At 58.1% G+C, this 15,993-nt stretch carries 15 protein-coding genes and 1 pseudogene; 13 read left to right on the forward strand and 3 right to left on the reverse strand.

From position 1 onward, the window contains the following. Nucleotides 1-203 precede the first annotated feature (203 nt). A complete protein-coding gene (locus K7R23_RS13110; protein ID WP_012906839.1) occupies nt 204-1,208 on the reverse strand; it encodes a chemotaxis protein in 1,005 nt (334 codons plus the stop codon). Between the two features lie 63 nt (nt 1,209-1,271). Further along, nucleotides 1,272-2,189, reverse strand: a pseudogene (gene rbn / locus K7R23_RS13115) (ribonuclease BN). A 65-nt stretch (nt 2,190-2,254) separates the two neighbouring features. On the opposite strand from rbn, the gene K7R23_RS13120 reads away from it, so the two are divergent. From K7R23_RS13120 to pmrG, 9 genes are all read left to right on the forward strand, one after another. Then, on the forward strand, nt 2,255-2,716 hold the full coding sequence (locus tag K7R23_RS13120; protein WP_012906838.1) for a GNAT family N-acetyltransferase: 462 nt from the start codon (nt 2,255-2,257) through the stop codon (nt 2,714-2,716). 54 nt (nt 2,717-2,770) lie between these two features. After that, on the forward strand, nt 2,771-3,076 hold the full coding sequence (elaB, locus tag K7R23_RS13125) for a stress response protein ElaB (protein ID WP_012906837.1): 306 nt from the start codon (nt 2,771-2,773) through the stop codon (nt 3,074-3,076). Nucleotides 3,077-3,173: 97 nt separating this feature from the next. After that, on the forward strand, nt 3,174-4,472 hold the full coding sequence (gene menF / locus K7R23_RS13130) for an isochorismate synthase MenF (RefSeq protein WP_012906836.1): 1,299 nt from the start codon (nt 3,174-3,176) through the stop codon (nt 4,470-4,472). 84 nt (nt 4,473-4,556) lie between these two features. Then, complete coding sequence (gene menD, locus K7R23_RS13135; RefSeq protein ID WP_012906835.1) at nt 4,557-6,227, forward strand: 2-succinyl-5-enolpyruvyl-6-hydroxy-3-cyclohexene-1-carboxylic-acid synthase; 1,671 nt, start codon at nt 4,557-4,559, stop codon at nt 6,225-6,227. Continuing rightward, a complete protein-coding gene (menH, locus tag K7R23_RS13140) occupies nt 6,224-6,982 on the forward strand; it encodes a 2-succinyl-6-hydroxy-2,4-cyclohexadiene-1-carboxylate synthase (protein ID WP_012906834.1) in 759 nt (252 codons plus the stop codon). Before menD ends, menH begins: the two co-directional genes overlap by 4 nt. 14 nt (nt 6,983-6,996) lie before the next feature. Then, on the forward strand, nt 6,997-7,854 hold the full coding sequence (gene menB / locus K7R23_RS13145; RefSeq protein WP_012906833.1) for a 1,4-dihydroxy-2-naphthoyl-CoA synthase: 858 nt from the start codon (nt 6,997-6,999) through the stop codon (nt 7,852-7,854). Further along, a complete protein-coding gene (gene menC / locus K7R23_RS13150) occupies nt 7,854-8,816 on the forward strand; it encodes an o-succinylbenzoate synthase (RefSeq protein ID WP_012906832.1) in 963 nt (320 codons plus the stop codon). The genes menB and menC overlap by 1 nt, the downstream gene beginning before the upstream one ends. Further along, nucleotides 8,813-10,183, forward strand: a complete 1,371-nt coding sequence (gene menE / locus K7R23_RS13155) for an o-succinylbenzoate--CoA ligase (RefSeq protein WP_012906831.1) — start codon at nt 8,813-8,815, stop codon at nt 10,181-10,183. The genes menC and menE overlap by 4 nt, the downstream gene beginning before the upstream one ends. Before the next feature lie 240 nt (nt 10,184-10,423). Further along, nucleotides 10,424-11,080 carry a lipopolysaccharide core heptose(II)-phosphate phosphatase PmrG gene (gene pmrG / locus K7R23_RS13160; protein WP_012906830.1) on the forward strand — a complete coding sequence of 219 codons (657 nt, stop codon included), beginning with the start codon at nt 10,424-10,426 and terminating at the stop codon, nt 11,078-11,080. Between the two features lie 26 nt (nt 11,081-11,106). Here the strand turns inward: pmrG and nudI are convergent, their stop codons facing one another. Beyond that, nucleotides 11,107-11,532, reverse strand: coding sequence for a nucleoside triphosphatase NudI (nudI, locus tag K7R23_RS13165; RefSeq protein ID WP_012906829.1), 426 nt, complete (start codon nt 11,530-11,532; stop codon nt 11,107-11,109). Nucleotides 11,533-11,843: 311 nt separating this feature from the next. On the opposite strand from nudI, the gene K7R23_RS13170 reads away from it, so the two are divergent. From K7R23_RS13170 to rhmD, 4 genes are all read left to right on the forward strand, one after another. Further along, nucleotides 11,844-12,386, forward strand: coding sequence for a YfaZ family protein (locus K7R23_RS13170; RefSeq protein ID WP_012906827.1), 543 nt, complete (start codon nt 11,844-11,846; stop codon nt 12,384-12,386). A 106-nt stretch (nt 12,387-12,492) separates the two neighbouring features. Next, nucleotides 12,493-13,689 (forward strand): nicotinamide mononucleotide deamidase-related protein YfaY, encoded by a 1,197-nt coding sequence (locus tag K7R23_RS13175; RefSeq protein WP_012906826.1) that lies wholly within the window; start codon nt 12,493-12,495, stop codon nt 13,687-13,689. 300 nt (nt 13,690-13,989) lie between these two features. Further along, nucleotides 13,990-14,772 (forward strand): IclR family transcriptional regulator, encoded by a 783-nt coding sequence (locus K7R23_RS13180; RefSeq protein ID WP_012906825.1) that lies wholly within the window; start codon nt 13,990-13,992, stop codon nt 14,770-14,772. Between the two features lie 12 nt (nt 14,773-14,784). Beyond that, entirely contained in the window at nt 14,785-15,990 is a 1,206-nt protein-coding gene (rhmD, locus tag K7R23_RS13185; RefSeq protein WP_024132801.1) for an L-rhamnonate dehydratase, read from the forward strand. The last annotated feature ends 3 nt before the right edge of the window (nt 15,991-15,993 follow it).

Below are 15,993 nucleotides of genomic sequence, written 5' to 3' on the forward strand. Positions count from 1 at the left end.
TTGTCACCTACCCACTGGATCGTTCAACCGATCATTTTGCTTAACCGATCGGTGTTACGCTTCGGCGGGTTTTTTGTTGTTGGCATAGCTGAAGACATTTGCCGGATGGCGGCGTAAACGCCTTATCCAACCTGGGGGAGGCTGTAGGCCGGATAAGCGAAGCGTCATCCGGCATTCGGGGTGGTTTTTATATCTCTTCCCCCTTAATTCAACAACTGCCTGCTTACCAGCGGCCCGTCGATTTTCTGCACTGCACGCTCCATAACTTCCTGAATCACCGACGACAGTTCATTGATCTCAAATTTCGCCACGTAGCCGTCGGCTTTCACTTTGCGCACGTGGTCCTCATTGGCGCTGCCGGAGAGAGAGGAGTGGATCACGACCGGAATTTTTTTCAGCCGTTCGTCGGTTTTGATTTTTCGGGTGAGGGTGAAACCGTCCATTTCCGGCATTTCCAGGTCGGTGAGGACCAGCGCGATTTTCTCGCTGATGGCTTTACCTTCCGCTTCAGCCTCTTTTGCCAGAAGCAGGATTTTTTCCCAGGCGTCTTTACCGGTGACGTGCATCTGGTGTGGAATGTCCATTGCGTTCAGCCCTTTTTCCAGCATCGCGCGGGCCACGCGAGAATCTTCCGCAACGATGGCGACCGCGCCGGGAGTAATATGAAACTTACTGGTCTTCAGCGCGGTGGCGCGCAGATCGTGGCTCGACGGCACGATGTCATAGAGGATCTGTTCGACGTCCAGCACCAGCGCCAGATTGTTGGTTTCTTTGTCTTCATCCAGACAGGCGATGCTGGTGATGTAGCGCCCGTTCACCGCCTTCTCGGCGGTATGCACCTGCTGCCAGTCCAGACGCATAATGTTCTCGACCGACTCGACGGCGAAGGCCTGCACGCTGCGGGCATATTCGGTGATCAGCAGAATATTGAGGCCATTTTCCGCTTTACAGCCAGCGACGGCGGGAAGATCGATGACCGGAATGACCTGGTCGCGAATATTCACCATTCCCAGCAGCGGCGCCTTCATGCCGGCCGGCCGGGTAAACGCTGGCATCGGCACAATTTCCCGTAGCTTAAATACGTTAATGCCGAACAGCTCAGACTTTTGTTCGTGCAGGGACGTGCCCAGGCGGAACAGCAGCAGTTCAAAGCGGTTGGACAGGGTCAGATTAGCCCTGTCATCAATATCTTTCTGGAAATTGTCCATTCTGTCCTCAGTGTGAATACTGCCTTTTCAGGGTTATCGGCACGGTGGACAAAAAGTGGAGCGTTAAAGCGTGAAAACGGCGAAATCGTCGGCCAGTTCGCAGGCCGGGAAAATTGCCCGACACTCCTCAAGCAGCCGCTGGCAGCCTGCTTCGTCATAGCGCGAACTGATGTGGGTGACGATCAGTTTTCCGACCCCCGCCTCGCGCGCCAGCATCGCCGCCTGGCGGGTGGAACTGTGACCGCGGCTGTTGGCTTTTTCTTCCATCGACGCATCCAGCGTGGTTTCGTGGATCATCACGTCCACGCCTTTCGCCAGCGCAAGCGCGCCGGTACAGGGGGCGGTGTCGCCAAAAATCGCTGCGGCCTTGCCGGGCGTTGGCGGAGCGAGATAGTCGGCGCCGTTGATCTCCCGGCCATCCTCCAGCGTGACGGTTTTACCGGCTTTCAGATCCTGGAACCAGGGGCCGGGCTTCACCCCTGCGGCTTTTAACGCGCTGGCGTCGAGCGCGCCGGGTTTTGCATGTTCCTCCACCCGGTAGCCATAGCATTCCAGCGGGTGTTCAAGCGGATAGGCGGTGACCTTTCGCAGCCCGTCATCAACGATTTCACCGGCGGAGATTTCAATAATATCCAGCGGATAGTCGGTCTAGGAACCGCTGAGCCGCAGGGCAGTTTCGGTGAACTCCCGAAGACCTTTCGGACCATAAATTGTCAGCGGATGCGGATTGCCCGCCATTGACCGGCTGCACAGCAGGCCCGGCAGACCGAACAGGTGATCGCCATGCAGATGACTGATAAAAATGCGCTCAAGCTTGCCGGGATGAAACGCCGTATTCAGCATCTGCTGCTGGGTGCCTTCGCCGCAGTCAAACAGCCACAGCGCCGGCTGCGTCGGATGGAGCAGATGCAGCAACATCGCGCTGACGTTGCGCGCGCGGGTCGGGACGCCTGCCGAGGTACCTAAAAAGATAAATTCCATTATTTCATTACACTTTTTCAAAATAATCTGGCTAGTATAAATCGTTTGGGCAAAAGGAGGGCGCGATGATTAACTGGCAAGATCTGCATCATTCACAATTAACGGTTCCTCAGCTCTACGCGCTGCTGCAACTGCGCTGTGCGGTGTTCGTTGTCGAACAGAACTGTCCCTATCTCGACGTTGACGGCGACGATCTGCAAGGGGAAAACCGCCACATTCTTGGCTGGCATGGCGATGAGCTGGTGGCGTATGCGAGGATTCTGAAAAGTGAGAACGATCGGGAGCCGGTGGTGATAGGTCGGGTGATCGTCAGCGAAGCGCTGCGCGGGCAAAAGCTCGGCCAACAGTTAATGACCAGGGCGCTCGCCGCCTGCCAGCAGCACTGGCCGGAGAAGGCGCTGTATCTTGGCGCGCAGGCGCATCTGCAAAACTTCTACGCGGGCTTTGGCTTTGTGCCGGTTACCGACGTCTATGATGAAGACGGCATTGCGCATATCGGTATGGCGCGTGAGGCAATTCAGGCGTAAATCCGCGACGTTGTCTATAGTTAGGAACAGGTATTACTAAAATGGAGAACGAGAATGTCTTATCAGTTTGGTGATTCACGTATTGATGACGACCTGACGTTGCTGAGCGAGACGCTGGAAGAAGTGCTGCGCTCCTCGGGCGATCCTGCCGATCAAAAATATATTGAGCTTAAAGCGCGCGCGGAAAAGGCGTTGGAAGATGTTAAAAATCGCGTCAGCCACGCCTCGGATAGCTACTACTATCGCGCCAAACAGGCGGCTTATCGTGCAGATGACTATGTGCATGAAAAACCGTGGCAGGGGATTGGCATGGGCGCGGCAGTGGGAATGGTGCTGGGGCTGCTGCTGGCGCGACGTTAACCCATTACCGGGATCGCTGTTCCTCCCTAAACTGGGGTACTGCATTTTTTCTGTAGTACCCCGTATAATGTGAGGTTTTTAACAGGGAGAGGTCCGCGTGTATTCATTCACTGCTGCGCTGGAGAGTCTGACGCGTCTGTTGACGCAGGAGATCTCCGCCCGGCCGGGCATTCGCGTTATCGATGTGCCTTTCCCCCTTAACGACGCCTTCGATGCGTTAAGCTGGCTGGCGAGCCAGCCCGTCTATCCGCAATTTTACTGGCAGCAGCGCAACGGCGATGAAGAGGCCGCCGTGCTGGGCGCCGTATGCCGTTTTTCTTCTCTCGACGAGGCGCAACGTTTTCTGCATCAACATCCACAGCAAACCGACCTGCGCATCTGGGGGCTGAACGCCTTCGATCCGCGGCAGGGCTTCCTGTTTTTGCCGCGTCTGGAGTGGCGGCGCTGCGCGGGAGTGGCGACGCTGCGTCTGCATTTGTGCAGTGCGGTATCGCTGCGTGAGGATACGGAACGGGCGCTGACCTTCCTGACCTCGCTGGCGGGCGTGAAGCCCCTCTCCACGCTGCGTCTGACCTTAACCGCCGAACGGCGCTGGCCGGAAAAAGCGGGCTGGATCAGCCTGATCCGCAAGGCGACGGACACGATTGCCGCCGACGGGTTCGACAAAGTAGTGCTGGCGCGCGCCAGCGACCTGCATTTTTCCCGCCCGGTGAATGCCGCGGCGATGATGGCCGCAAGCCGCCGTCTGAACCTGAACTGTTACCATTTCTTTATGGCCTTTTCCGCCAACAGCGCCTTTCTCGGCTCTTCTCCCGAGCGGCTCTGGCGGCGGCGTGATACCGCGCTGCGCACCGAGGCGCTGGCCGGTACGGTGGCCAATCATCCCGACGACTACAAAGCCTGGCAACTGGGCGAGTGGCTGATGAAAGATGACAAGAATCAGCGCGAGAATATGCTGGTGGTGGAGGATATCTGTCAGCGCCTGCAACATCACACGCAGATGCTGGACGTGCTGCCGCCGCAGGTGTTAAGGCTCAGAAAAGTGCAGCATCTGCGGCGCTGCATCTGGACGGCGCTGAACCAGCCTGACGATGCGCTCTGTTTAATGCAGCTGCAGCCGACCGCCGCCGTCGCCGGGATCCCCCGCGATCGGGCGAAAAACTTCATCCATCAGCATGAACCGTTTGAGCGGGAATGGTATGCCGGGTCGGCAGGGTACTTGTCCATACAGCAAAGTGAGTTTTGCGTCTCACTGCGTTCGGCGAAAATTACCGACAATGTGGTCAGGCTGTATGCCGGGGCGGGCATCGTTCGCGGTTCTGATCCCGAACAGGAGTGGCAGGAAATCGATAATAAAGCAGCGGGACTGCGATCTTTGTTACAGATGGATGGATAATGAGTCATCTATACCCGATTCATATCAATAATCCATATTTTCCAGTCTTTATACTGAGTCGCAATATTGATACCGGACAAACTCATGTCAGTAAGCGCATTTAACCGACGCTGGGCGGCGGTCATTCTGGAAGCATTAACCCGCCACGGCGTCAGACATGTCTGCATTGCCCCTGGCTCGCGTTCCACACCGCTCACGCTGGCGGCGGCGGAGAACGCCGCATTTATTCACCACACCCATTTTGATGAGCGCGGGCTTGGGCATCTGGCGCTTGGGCTGGCGAAGGTAAGCAAACAGCCGGTTGCGGTGATTGTCACTTCCGGTACGGCGGTGGCGAACCTCTATCCGGCGCTGATTGAAGCCGGACTGACCGGTGAAAAACTGGTGTTACTGACCGCCGATCGTCCCCCGGAGCTGATTGACTGCGGAGCGAACCAGGCGATTCGCCAGACCGGTATGTTTGCCTCCCACCCTTCGCAAACTCTTTCGCTGCCGCGTCCGACGCAGGATATTCCGGCAAGCTGGCTGGTATCGACCATCGACAACGCGCTGGCGTCGCTGCATGCCGGGGCAGTACATATCAACTGCCCTTTTGCCGAACCGCTGTATGGCGATATGGACGACACCGGGCTGGCGTGGCAGCAGCGCCTCGGCGACTGGTGGCAGGATGACAAACCCTGGCTGCGAGAGGCGCGTCGGCTGGAGAGCGACAAGCAGCGCGACTGGTTCTTCTGGCGGCAAAAGCGCGGCGTGGTGGTTGCCGGGCGCATGAGCGCGGAAGAGGGGAAAAAGGTTGCACAGTGGGCGCAGACCCTCGGCTGGCCGCTGATTGGCGACGTACTGTCGCAAACCGGGCAACCGCTGCCCTGCGCCGACCTCTGGCTTGGCAACGCGAAGGCGGTGAGCGAACTGCAACAGGCGCAGATTGTCGTACAGCTTGGCAGCAGCCTGACCGGCAAGCGCTTACTGCAATGGCAGGCGACCTGCACGCCGGACGAGTACTGGATTGTCGATAATATCGAAGGCCGACTGGATCCGGCTCACCATCGCGGACGTCGGCTGGTCGCCAGCATCGGCGACTGGCTGGAACTGCATCCTGCGGAAAAACGTAAGCCCTGGTGCGTGGATATCCCGCGGCTGGCTGAGCAGGCCTGGCAGGCGGTGACGGCGCGCCGTGAGACGTTTGGCGAAGCGCAGCTGGCGCACCGGATCCGCGACTATCTGCCCGAACAGGGGCAGCTGTTCGTGGGCAACAGCCTGGTGGTGCGCCTGATTGACGCGCTATCGCAGCTTCCGGCCGGATATCCGGTGTACAGCAATCGCGGGGCGAGCGGGATTGACGGCTTATTGTCTACCGCCGCTGGCGTGCAGCGGGCGAGCGCGAAATCGACGCTGGCGATTGTCGGCGATCTGTCGGCGCTGTACGACCTGAACGCGCTGGCCCTGCTGCGGCAGGTATCCGCGCCGTTTGTGCTGATTGTGGTGAATAATAACGGCGGGCAGATTTTCTCGCTGCTGCCGACGCCAAAAAGCGAACGCGAACGTTTTTATCTGATGCCGCAAAACGTCCATTTCGCCCATGCCGCCGCGATGTTCGAGCTGAAGTATCACCGCCCGGAAAGCTGGGATGAGCTGGAGGCGGCGCTGAGCGGCGCGTGGCGAACGCCTGCGGCGACGGTCATTGAAGTGGTGGTGAATGACACGGATGGCGCGCATACCCTGCAACAGCTACTGGCGCAGGTAAGCCATCTATGATCCTGCACGCGCAGGCGAAACACGCCCAGCCAGGCGCCCCCTGGCTGGTTTTTTTGCATGGCTTTTCCGGCGACTGTCGGGAATGGCAGGCGGTCGGCGAGCGGCTGACGGGGTTTTCCCGTCTGTATGTCGACCTTCCCGGCCACGGGGGTTCCGCTGAGATTCGGGTAAGCGGATTTGCGCAGGTGGTTGAATTGCTGTGCAGGACTTTAATTAGTTACAACATACTTAACTACTGGCTGGTGGGTTACTCTCTCGGCGGCAGGGTGGCGATGGTGGCGGCCTGCCAGGGGATGCCCGGCCTTTGCGGCCTGGTGGTGGAAGGCGGGCATCCGGGGCTGCAAAGCGACGCCGAACGCGAGGCGCGACAGCGCTCCGATGGCCGCTGGGCGCAGCGCTTTCGCCAGCAGGCGCTGCCCGAGGTGTTCCGCGACTGGTATCAGCAGCCGGTGTTCGCTTCGCTCAGCGCGCCGCAACGCGCGGCGCTGGTGGCCCTGCGCAGCCAGAATAACGGCGAAACGCTGGCGGCGATGCTCGAAGCCACTTCGCTTGCGCTTCAGCCTGATTTACGCGCGGCGCTCAACGCCCGCGCTTTTCCGTTTTATTATTTATGTGGTGAACGCGACAGCAAATTTCTCGCCCTGGCGGCGGAATTAGCGGCGACCCGCCATGTGATTCGTAATGCCGGACATAACGCGCATCGGGAAAATCCCGCAGGCGTGGTGGATTGTCTGGCGCAGATTCTGCGTCTCTGACTATAGGACACACTATGATCTATCCTGATGAAACAATGCTTTACGCACCGGTTGAATGGCACGACTGCTCCGAAGGCTATACGGACATTCGCTATGAGAAATCCACCGATGGTATTGCAAAAATCACCATTAACCGTCCGCAGGTGCGCAACGCTTTCCGTCCTTTGACCGTCAAAGAGATGATTCAGGCGCTGGCGGATGCCCGCTATGACGATAATGTCGGCGTGATTATCCTGACCGGCGAAGGCGAAAAAGCCTTCTGCGCCGGCGGCGACCAGAAGGTACGCGGCGACTACGGCGGCTATCAGGACGATTCCGGCGTGCATCACCTCAACGTGCTGGATTTCCAGCGCCAGATCCGTACCTGCCCGAAACCGGTGGTGGCGATGGTTGCCGGTTACTCCATCGGCGGCGGTCACGTGCTGCATATGATGTGCGACCTGACTATCGCGGCGGAAAACGCTATTTTCGGTCAGACCGGCCCGAAAGTCGGCTCTTTCGACGGCGGCTGGGGCGCATCTTATATGGCGCGTATCGTCGGGCAGAAGAAAGCGCGTGAAATCTGGTTCCTGTGCCGTCAGTACGACGCGCAGCAGGCGCTGGATATGGGGCTGGTCAACACAGTGGTGCCGCTGGCCGATCTGGAAAAAGAGACCGTCCGCTGGTGCCGTGAAATGCTGCAAAACAGCCCGATGGCGCTGCGCTGCCTGAAAGCGGCGTTAAACGCCGACTGTGACGGTCAGGCCGGGCTGCAGGAGCTGGCCGGTAACGCCACCATGCTGTTCTACATGACGGAAGAAGGACAGGAGGGCCGCAACGCTTTTAACCAGAAACGTCAGCCTGACTTCAGCAAATTTAAACGGAATCCGTAATGCGTAGCGCGCAGGTATACCGCTGGCAGATCCCCATGGACGCGGGGGTGGTTCTGCGCGAACGGCGGTTAAAAACCCGCGACGGGCTGTATGTCCGTCTGCGCGACGGTGAACGCGAAGGGTGGGGAGAGATCTCCCCGCTGCCCGGCTTCAGCCATGAAACGGTTGACGAGGCGCAGGCCGCGCTGCTGGCCTGGGTTGATGGCTGGCTACAGGGGCGCGATACGCTGGCGGAAATGCCGTCGGTGGCCTTTGGCGCCAGCTGCGCGTTAGCGGAACTGGCCGGGGTACTGCCGGAGGTGGCGGACTATCGCGCCGCGCCGCTGTGTACCGGCGACCCGGACGATCTGGTGCTGCAACTGGCCGATATGCCGGATGAAAAGGTGGCAAAGGTGAAGGTCGGCCTGTATGAAGCGGTACGCGACGGCATGGTGGTTAACCTGCTGCTGGAGGCGATACCGGAACTGCGTCTGCGGCTGGACGCCAACCGCGCCTGGACGCCGCTGAAAGCGCAGCAGTTCGCGAAGTACGTTAATCCCGACTACCGTGCCCGTATCGCGTTTCTGGAAGAACCGTGTAAAACCCGCGAGGACTCCCGCGCTTTTGCCCGTGAAACCGGCATCGCCATCGCCTGGGACGAAAGTCTGCGCGAAACCGACTTCGCCTTTGTGGCGGAAGAGGGCGTCAGCGCGGTGGTGATCAAACCGACGTTGACCGGCTCGCTGGACAAGGTGCGCCAGCAGGTTGAGAGCGCATATGCGCTGGGACTGACGGCGGTGATCAGTTCGTCCATTGAGTCGAGTCTGGGTCTGACCCAACTGGCGCGGATTGCCGCGTGGCTGACTCCGCAGACGATTCCGGGGCTGGATACCCTGAGTCTGATGCAGGCGCAGCAGATCCGCCGCTGGCCGGGCAGCGCGCTGCCGTGCGTTGATGTTGATGCGCTGGAACGGCTGCGATGATCTTTCCTGACTGGCCGTGGCGTTACTGGCGGCAGGTAAGAGGCGATGCGCCAGCCCTGCGTCTCAATGATGAGTCACTTAGCTGGCAAACGCTCTGTCAGCGTATTGACGCGCTGGCGAGCGGTTTTGCCGCGCAGGGCGTCAGCGAAGGCAGCGGCGTGATGCTGCGCGCGTGGAATCATCCGCAAACGCTGCTGGTCTGGCTGGCGTTATTACAGTGCGGGGCCAGGATCCTGCCGATTAATCCGCAGCTCCCGCGGTTGCTATTGGCGACGCTGTTACCGGATTTAACCCTGCAGTTTGCCCTGGATATGGCAGGCGGCGATGCCTTTCCTCTACTGACAACGCTGACGATGCGCGAGCAGGCCGGTGAGCATAGCGCGGGCTGGCTGCCGCAGCGTCTGAGTTCAATGACGTTAACCTCTGGTTCAACCGGACTGCCGAAGGCCGCGGTGCATACCTGTCAGGCGCATCTCGCCAGCGCCGAAGGCGTTCTGTCGCTGATGCCTTTTACCTGCGACGATGACTGGCTGCTCTCCCTGCCGCTGTTCCACGTCTCCGGACAGGGGATTCTGTGGCGCTGGCTCTTTGCCGGCGCACGGATGACCGTACGCGAGAAACAGCCGCTGGAGCAGATGCTGGCCGGATGCACGCACGCGTCGCTGGTGCCGACCCAGCTGTGGCGCCTGCTGGCTAATCCGGCCTCCGTTTCCCTGAAGGCGGTGCTGCTTGGCGGCGCGGCGATTCCGGTGGCGCTGACGGAACAGGCGCGCTCGCTGGGCATTCGCTGCTGGTGCGGCTATGGCCTGACGGAATTTGCCTCCACCGTGTGTGCGAAAGAGGCAGACGGGCTGGCGGACGTCGGCGCGCCCTTACCGGGGCGCGAAGTCAAAATCGTTGCTGATGAGGTCTGGCTGCGCGCCGCCAGCATGGCGGCAGGCTACTGGCGAAACGGCAGGCTGATGCCGCTGGTCAATGATGAGGGCTGGTTCGCCACCCGCGATCGCGGCGTGTTGCGCGACGGGAAACTGAGCATTATCGGACGTCTGGATAACCTTTTCTTTAGCGGGGGGGAGGGCATTCAGCCGGAGGAGGTGGAGCGGGTGATCGCGACACATCCGCAGGTGCAGCAGGTGTTTATCGTGCCCGTAGAGGACGCGGAATTCGGTCACCGCCCCGTGGCGGTGGTGGAATATACCCGCAGGGAGGAGGCGGACGATCTCAGCGAATGGGTGCGGGATAAACTGGCGCGTTTTCAGCAGCCAGTGCGCTGGCTGGCGTTGCCTGCTGAACTGAAAAACGGCGGCATCAAAATTTCCCGCCGGGCGCTTATCGACTGGGTGCAGCGGGTTTCTCCGGCGCGCTAAACGTTCAGGGGAGAATTATTTCTCCCCCTTTAGCCGCTAATAATTAACTCCATTAATACTTAAATTCATTATTTAATTAATTCCATACAGTACGTCCTTCAGCCATATTACAGGTCTAATATTAATATAACCTTAAGAAATTTCGCGGTGATAAAAATAAACTTTTCAGCCTAATTATTCTTTGCTTTTGCCTTTATTTTAGGGCATTTTGCTATTCCGTCATGTCTGCTGAGATATCGAATGTATATCGTTCGACAGCGTTATTCGCCGCTTTCGCTGGAGTTTATTGTATTGGCCTTTTCCCGCTCTCTTGCCCGCTTCCGTAAATATATCGTTATTCTTGCGGCAAGCCTGATTACTCTGACGGGCGTAAGCTGTCAGGTCGCCTGGAGCAGTAACGGCTTACCCCGCATTGATATCCGCACGCTCGCCGCGCTGTCTGCCCGACATCCCGTTATCGTTTTATTTCGGCATGCGGAACGCTGCGATCGTTCCGATGGGCCATGCCTGGCGGATAAAACCGGTATTACCGAATACGGCGCGCATGAGGCGCGCAAACGTGGGGAGATGTTCGGTATGCAGATTAAGAATTACGCCTTATATGCCAGCCCTGCTGTACGCACTATCCAGTCGGCGACGTGGTTTTCTGCGGGTAAAAAATTGACCGTTGATAACGCCATGCGCGACTGTGGCCGGGGAACAAAAAGCGCGATCTCGCGCCTCGTAGCAAAGGCGCCAGGAGAAAATGTGGTGGTATTTACGCATAATCATTGTCTGACGTGGCTGGCGAAAAACATGCGTGGCGTCAAATACGATCCCGGTTATCTGGATGCATTAGTGATGCATGCCGACCAGGACAAACTCTATTTAGATGGCCAGCTGGTAACGCACTATTAAGACAGCCGCGTTGGCTGTCATGCCCGCTAAAGTAACCCCTTCAGGCTCAACGTTTTTCGCGTCGCAACGTTCAAATCATATTTCGGCAAATCTTCCGCTCTGACCCAGGCAAACGCCTGAAACTCTTCATTGATATGCACTTCACGATTGGCGGCAATACAGTCGAAAATCAGGTAGATCATATAGATCTCTTCCTGACTACCGTCCGGGTAGATTTTGGTGCGAATATCATCGCCGAAGGTCCAGGGTTTGATATCTGTCAGAATTAACTCATCGCCCAGTTCTTCACGAATTTCACGACGCAGGGCGTCTTCAATAAGCTCTCCCGGCTCGACGCCGCCGCCCGACAGCGCCCATTGTCCCGGGAAAACGCCGCGGTCGTCGGCCATCTGACACAGCAGATAACTTCCATTATTCTGAATTAAGGGGCAAACAATAGTCCTTTGACGCACGATAATGTTCCTTGATGCAGAGGTATAGTAGCCATTCAAAAAGTGTTGTCAGGCAACACAACAAAAAAGGAATAATTTCCGTTCAACAGCGGAAATTAATGTAAGGAAGATTGATAAATAAAAAATTGATCCCAGGCAAGACCCTAATGGCTAAACGCATTTCGCTACGCTTTTCCCCCGGCGCAGGGGTATTATTTAGTTACAAAACCCGCGCGTATCGCTTTTTTCGCGCCTTGATTCCTGCGCTTATGCCAGTACAATCCGGCAGTTTTGGGGCGATTTGCATATTTGCTTGCTGGAAAGGGTAAAAAATGAAAAAAATTCTGTTATCAGGCGTGGCTGGATTGCTGTTTGTCTCTGCGACCGTGAATGCGATAAGCATCAGCGGCCAGGCGGGCGAAGAGTATACGAACGTTGGCGTTGGATTTGGCACTGAATCTTCCGGCCTGGCGCTGAGCGGTAACTGGATGCACAACGATGACGACGGCGATGCCGCGGGGCTGGGACTGGGGCTGAATCTTCCGGTCGGCCCGCTGCTGGCGACGGTCGGCGGCAAAGGGATTTACACCAATCCGCAGGATGGCGATGAAGGCTATGCGGCAGCGGTCGGCGGCGGCCTGCAGTGGCCGATTGGCGACAGCTTCCGCCTGTTTGGCGAGTACTATTACTCGCCTGACTCGCTGTCCAGCGGCATCGACAGCTATGAAGAAGCCAACGCCGGCGCGCGTCTGACGCTACTGCGTCCGCTGAGCATTGAGGCGGGCTACCGCTATCTGAACCTGGCGGGTAAAGACGGCAACCGCGATAACGCGATTGCCGACGGCCCGTACATTGGGGTTAACGCCAGCTTCTGATCCCTCCGGCGCGATGTTCCGTCGCGCCGTTTCCGTTCTGTTTTTCCTGCCACACCGCTTTCTCCTTTGCGTTATAGTGTTTACATCACAAATGCGGGAGTACACGATGTTAAAAGTGGAAATGTTATCCACCGGGGATGAGGTGTTGCATGGGCAAATCGTCGACACTAACGCCGCCTGGCTGGCCGATTTTTTCTTTAATCAGGGTTTACCGTTAACGCGCCGGAATACGGTGGGGGATAACCTCGACGATCTGGTGGCCGTTTTGCGCGAGCGCAGCCAGCAGGCTGACGTACTGATTGTCAACGGCGGGCTGGGGCCGACCAGCGACGACCTGAGCGCGCTGGCCGCAGCGACGGCGAAAGGGGAAGGACTGGTGCTGCATGAGCCGTGGCTGGCTGAGATGGAGCGGTTTTTCCGCGAGCGTGGCCGGGTGATGGCTCCCAGCAACCGTAAACAGGCGGAACTGCCGGCCAGCGCTGAGTTTATCAATAACCCCGTCGGCACCGCCTGTGGGTTTGCGGTGCAGCTTAACCGCTGTCTGATGTTCTTTACCCCCGGCGTGCCGTCAGAATTTAAGGTGATGGTTGAGCATGAAATTCTGCCGCGGCTGCGCGAGCGGTTTTCGCTGACCGAGGCGCCGCTTTGCCTGCGGCTGACCACTTTTGGCCGTTCGGAAAGCGATCTGGCCCAGAGCCTCGACGCACTTACGCTGCCCGCAGGCGTGACCCTCGGCTATCGTTCCTCTATGCCGATTATCGAACTGAAGCTGACCGGCCCGTATGCGCAGCGCGATGCCATGCACACGTTGTGGCAGGAGGTGAAACGCGTCGCCGGGCAAAGCATGATTTTTGAAGGTACTGAGGGATTGCCTGTGCAGATCGCCCGCGAGTTGCAAAACAGACAGCTCAGTCTGACGCTTAGCGAGCAATACACCGCGGGGCTGCTGGCGTTGCAACTTTCCCGGGCAGGCGCGCCGCTGCTGGCCAGTGAAGTGGTGCCTTCCCAGGAAGAAACGCTGGCGCAGACCGCGCACTGGACCAATGAGCGGCGCGGCAATCATTACGCCGGGCTGGCGCTGGCGGTGTCCGGGCTGGAAAACGAGCACCTTAATTTCGCGCTGGCAACCCCGGACGGCACCTTTGCGCTACGCGTTCATTTCAGCGTCACGCGCCACAGCCTGCAGATACGTCAGGAGGTCTGCGCAATGATGGCGCTGAATATGCTGCGCCGCTGGCTCAATCATCAGGATATCGCCACAGAACACGGCTGGATTGAGGTGGTGGAGTCGTTAACGCTGTAATGGCGCCTGCGCGGCAGCGAAAAAAAATTTTATAGGCCGGATAAGGCGCAGCCTCTATCCGGCATTTTTTTCTGTTGGCTGCCCAGCCCGGTAGGCCGGATAAGGCGTAGCCGCCATCCGGCATTTACCTGCAGGCTGTCCAGCCCGCTGTACTCCTCGCCAGAAAATCCGTGCGCACGTTCACACTTCTTCGCCTGATTCTTCCAGTCCTCTGGAAGAGAAACGCCTTTTGATGTGCTTCACAAATTTTCACTGCCGAACCTCGCACACTGATTCCAGTATCTCAGACTGGAGTCCAGTATGTTGGAATCAAGCAAAGTTCCGGCGCTCACCCGCGCTATTGATATTCTCAATTTAATCGCCCGCATCGGTCCGTGCAGCGCGGCGACAATCATTGAAACGCTGGGCATTCCGAAAAGCACCGCTTATCTGCTGCTCAATGAGCTAAAGCGCCAGCGCTTCATCAGCGTCGATCACCAGGAGAATTTCTGTTTGTGGACGAAACTGGTGGAGCTGTCAGGACACGCGCTCAGCAAAATGGATCTGCGCGAACTGGCGCGTCCCCGTCTGACGCAGCTGATGGATGAGACCGGGCTGCTCTGCCATCTGGGGATTTTCGATCACCAAAGCGCCTACTACATCCTGAAAGTGGAATCCTCTTCCACCATCAGCGTCCGTTCGCACGAAGGCAAAAGCCTTTCGCTCTATCGCTCCGGCATCGGCAAATGTCTGCTGGCCTGGCAGCCTGCGTCCATGCGTAAGGCCATTATTGAGCAACTGGTATGGGAAAAGGCGACGCCGACCACCATTACCGATCCGCAACGGTTAAGCGATGAACTGGAGCGCATCCGTCAGCGCGGATGGAGCTTTGACAACGGCGAAGATTATCCGGACGTCCGCTGCGTCGCTGCCCCCGTATTTAACGCCAGCAATGAACCTGCCGCCGCGATCTCGGTGGTTGGCACCCGCTTACAAATCAACGATGAGAACCGTGATTATCTGGCCGGAAAGGCGATTGCCTGCGCGAAAGATATTTCACGTCTGCTGGGATGGAAAAGTCCCTTCGATTCACTCGCATCATAAATGGAGAACCTCATGACCTTACCCAAAATTAAACATGTTCGCGCCTGGTTTACCGGCGGCGCTACGGCGGAAAAAGGCGCAGGCGGCGGCGATTATCATGACCAGGGGGCCAACCACTGGATTGACGATCATATCGCCACGCCGATGAGTAAATACCGCCAGTACGAACAGTCGCGCCAGTCCTTTGGCATCAACGTGCTGGGCACGCTGATTGTGGAAGTCGAAGCGGATAACGGCCAGACCGGATTTGCCGTCTCGACGGCGGGCGAGATGGGCTGCTTCATTGTCGAGAAGCATCTTAATCGCTTTATCGAAGGCAAATGCGTCAGCGATATCAAACTGATTCACGATCAGATGCTGGGCGCGACAATGTACTACTCCGGCTCCGGCGGTCTGGTGATGAACACCATCTCCTGCGTGGATCTGGCGCTGTGGGATCTGTTCGGCAAAGTGGTGGGTCTGCCGGTGTATAAGCTTCTTGGCGGCGCGGTGCGCGATGAAATTCAGTTCTATGCCACCGGCGCGCGTCCGGATCTGGCGAAAGAGATGGGCTTCATCGGCGGCAAAATGCCGACCCACTGGGGACCGCATGACGGCGATGCGGGGATCCGCAAAGATGCTGCAATGGTCGCCGATATGCGCGAGAAATGCGGCCCGGACTTCTGGCTGATGCTCGACTGCTGGATGAGCCAGGATGTGAACTATGCGACTAAGCTGGCCCACGCCTGCGCGCCATACAATCTGAAATGGATTGAAGAGTGCTTGCCGCCGCAGCAGTACGAAGGTTACCGCGAGCTGAAGCGCAATGCGCCAGCGGGCATGATGGTTACCAGCGGCGAGCACCACGGCACGCTGCAATCTTTCCGTACGCTGTCGGAAACCGGCATCGATATTATGCAGCCGGACGTCGGCTGGTGCGGCGGCCTGACCACGTTGGTCGAAATTGCCGCGATCGCCAAAGCGCGTGGACAGCTGGTGGTGCCGCACGGCTCATCGGTCTATTCGCACCATGCGGTGATCACCTTCACCAACACGCCGTTCAGTGAATTCCTGATGACCAGCCCGGACTGCTCAACGCTGCGTCCGCAGTTCGACCCGATTCTGCTCGATGAGCCGGTGCCGGTGAATGGTCGCATTCACAAATCCGTGCTGGATAAACCCGGTTTCGGCGTCGAGCTTAACCGCGACTGCAACCTGAAACGCCCTTATAGCCACTAACGA

Origin of the sequence: Citrobacter rodentium NBRC 105723 = DSM 16636 (assembly GCF_021278985.1) — a bacterium.
In the GTDB taxonomy this organism is placed as follows: domain Bacteria; phylum Pseudomonadota; class Gammaproteobacteria; order Enterobacterales; family Enterobacteriaceae; genus Citrobacter_A; species Citrobacter_A rodentium.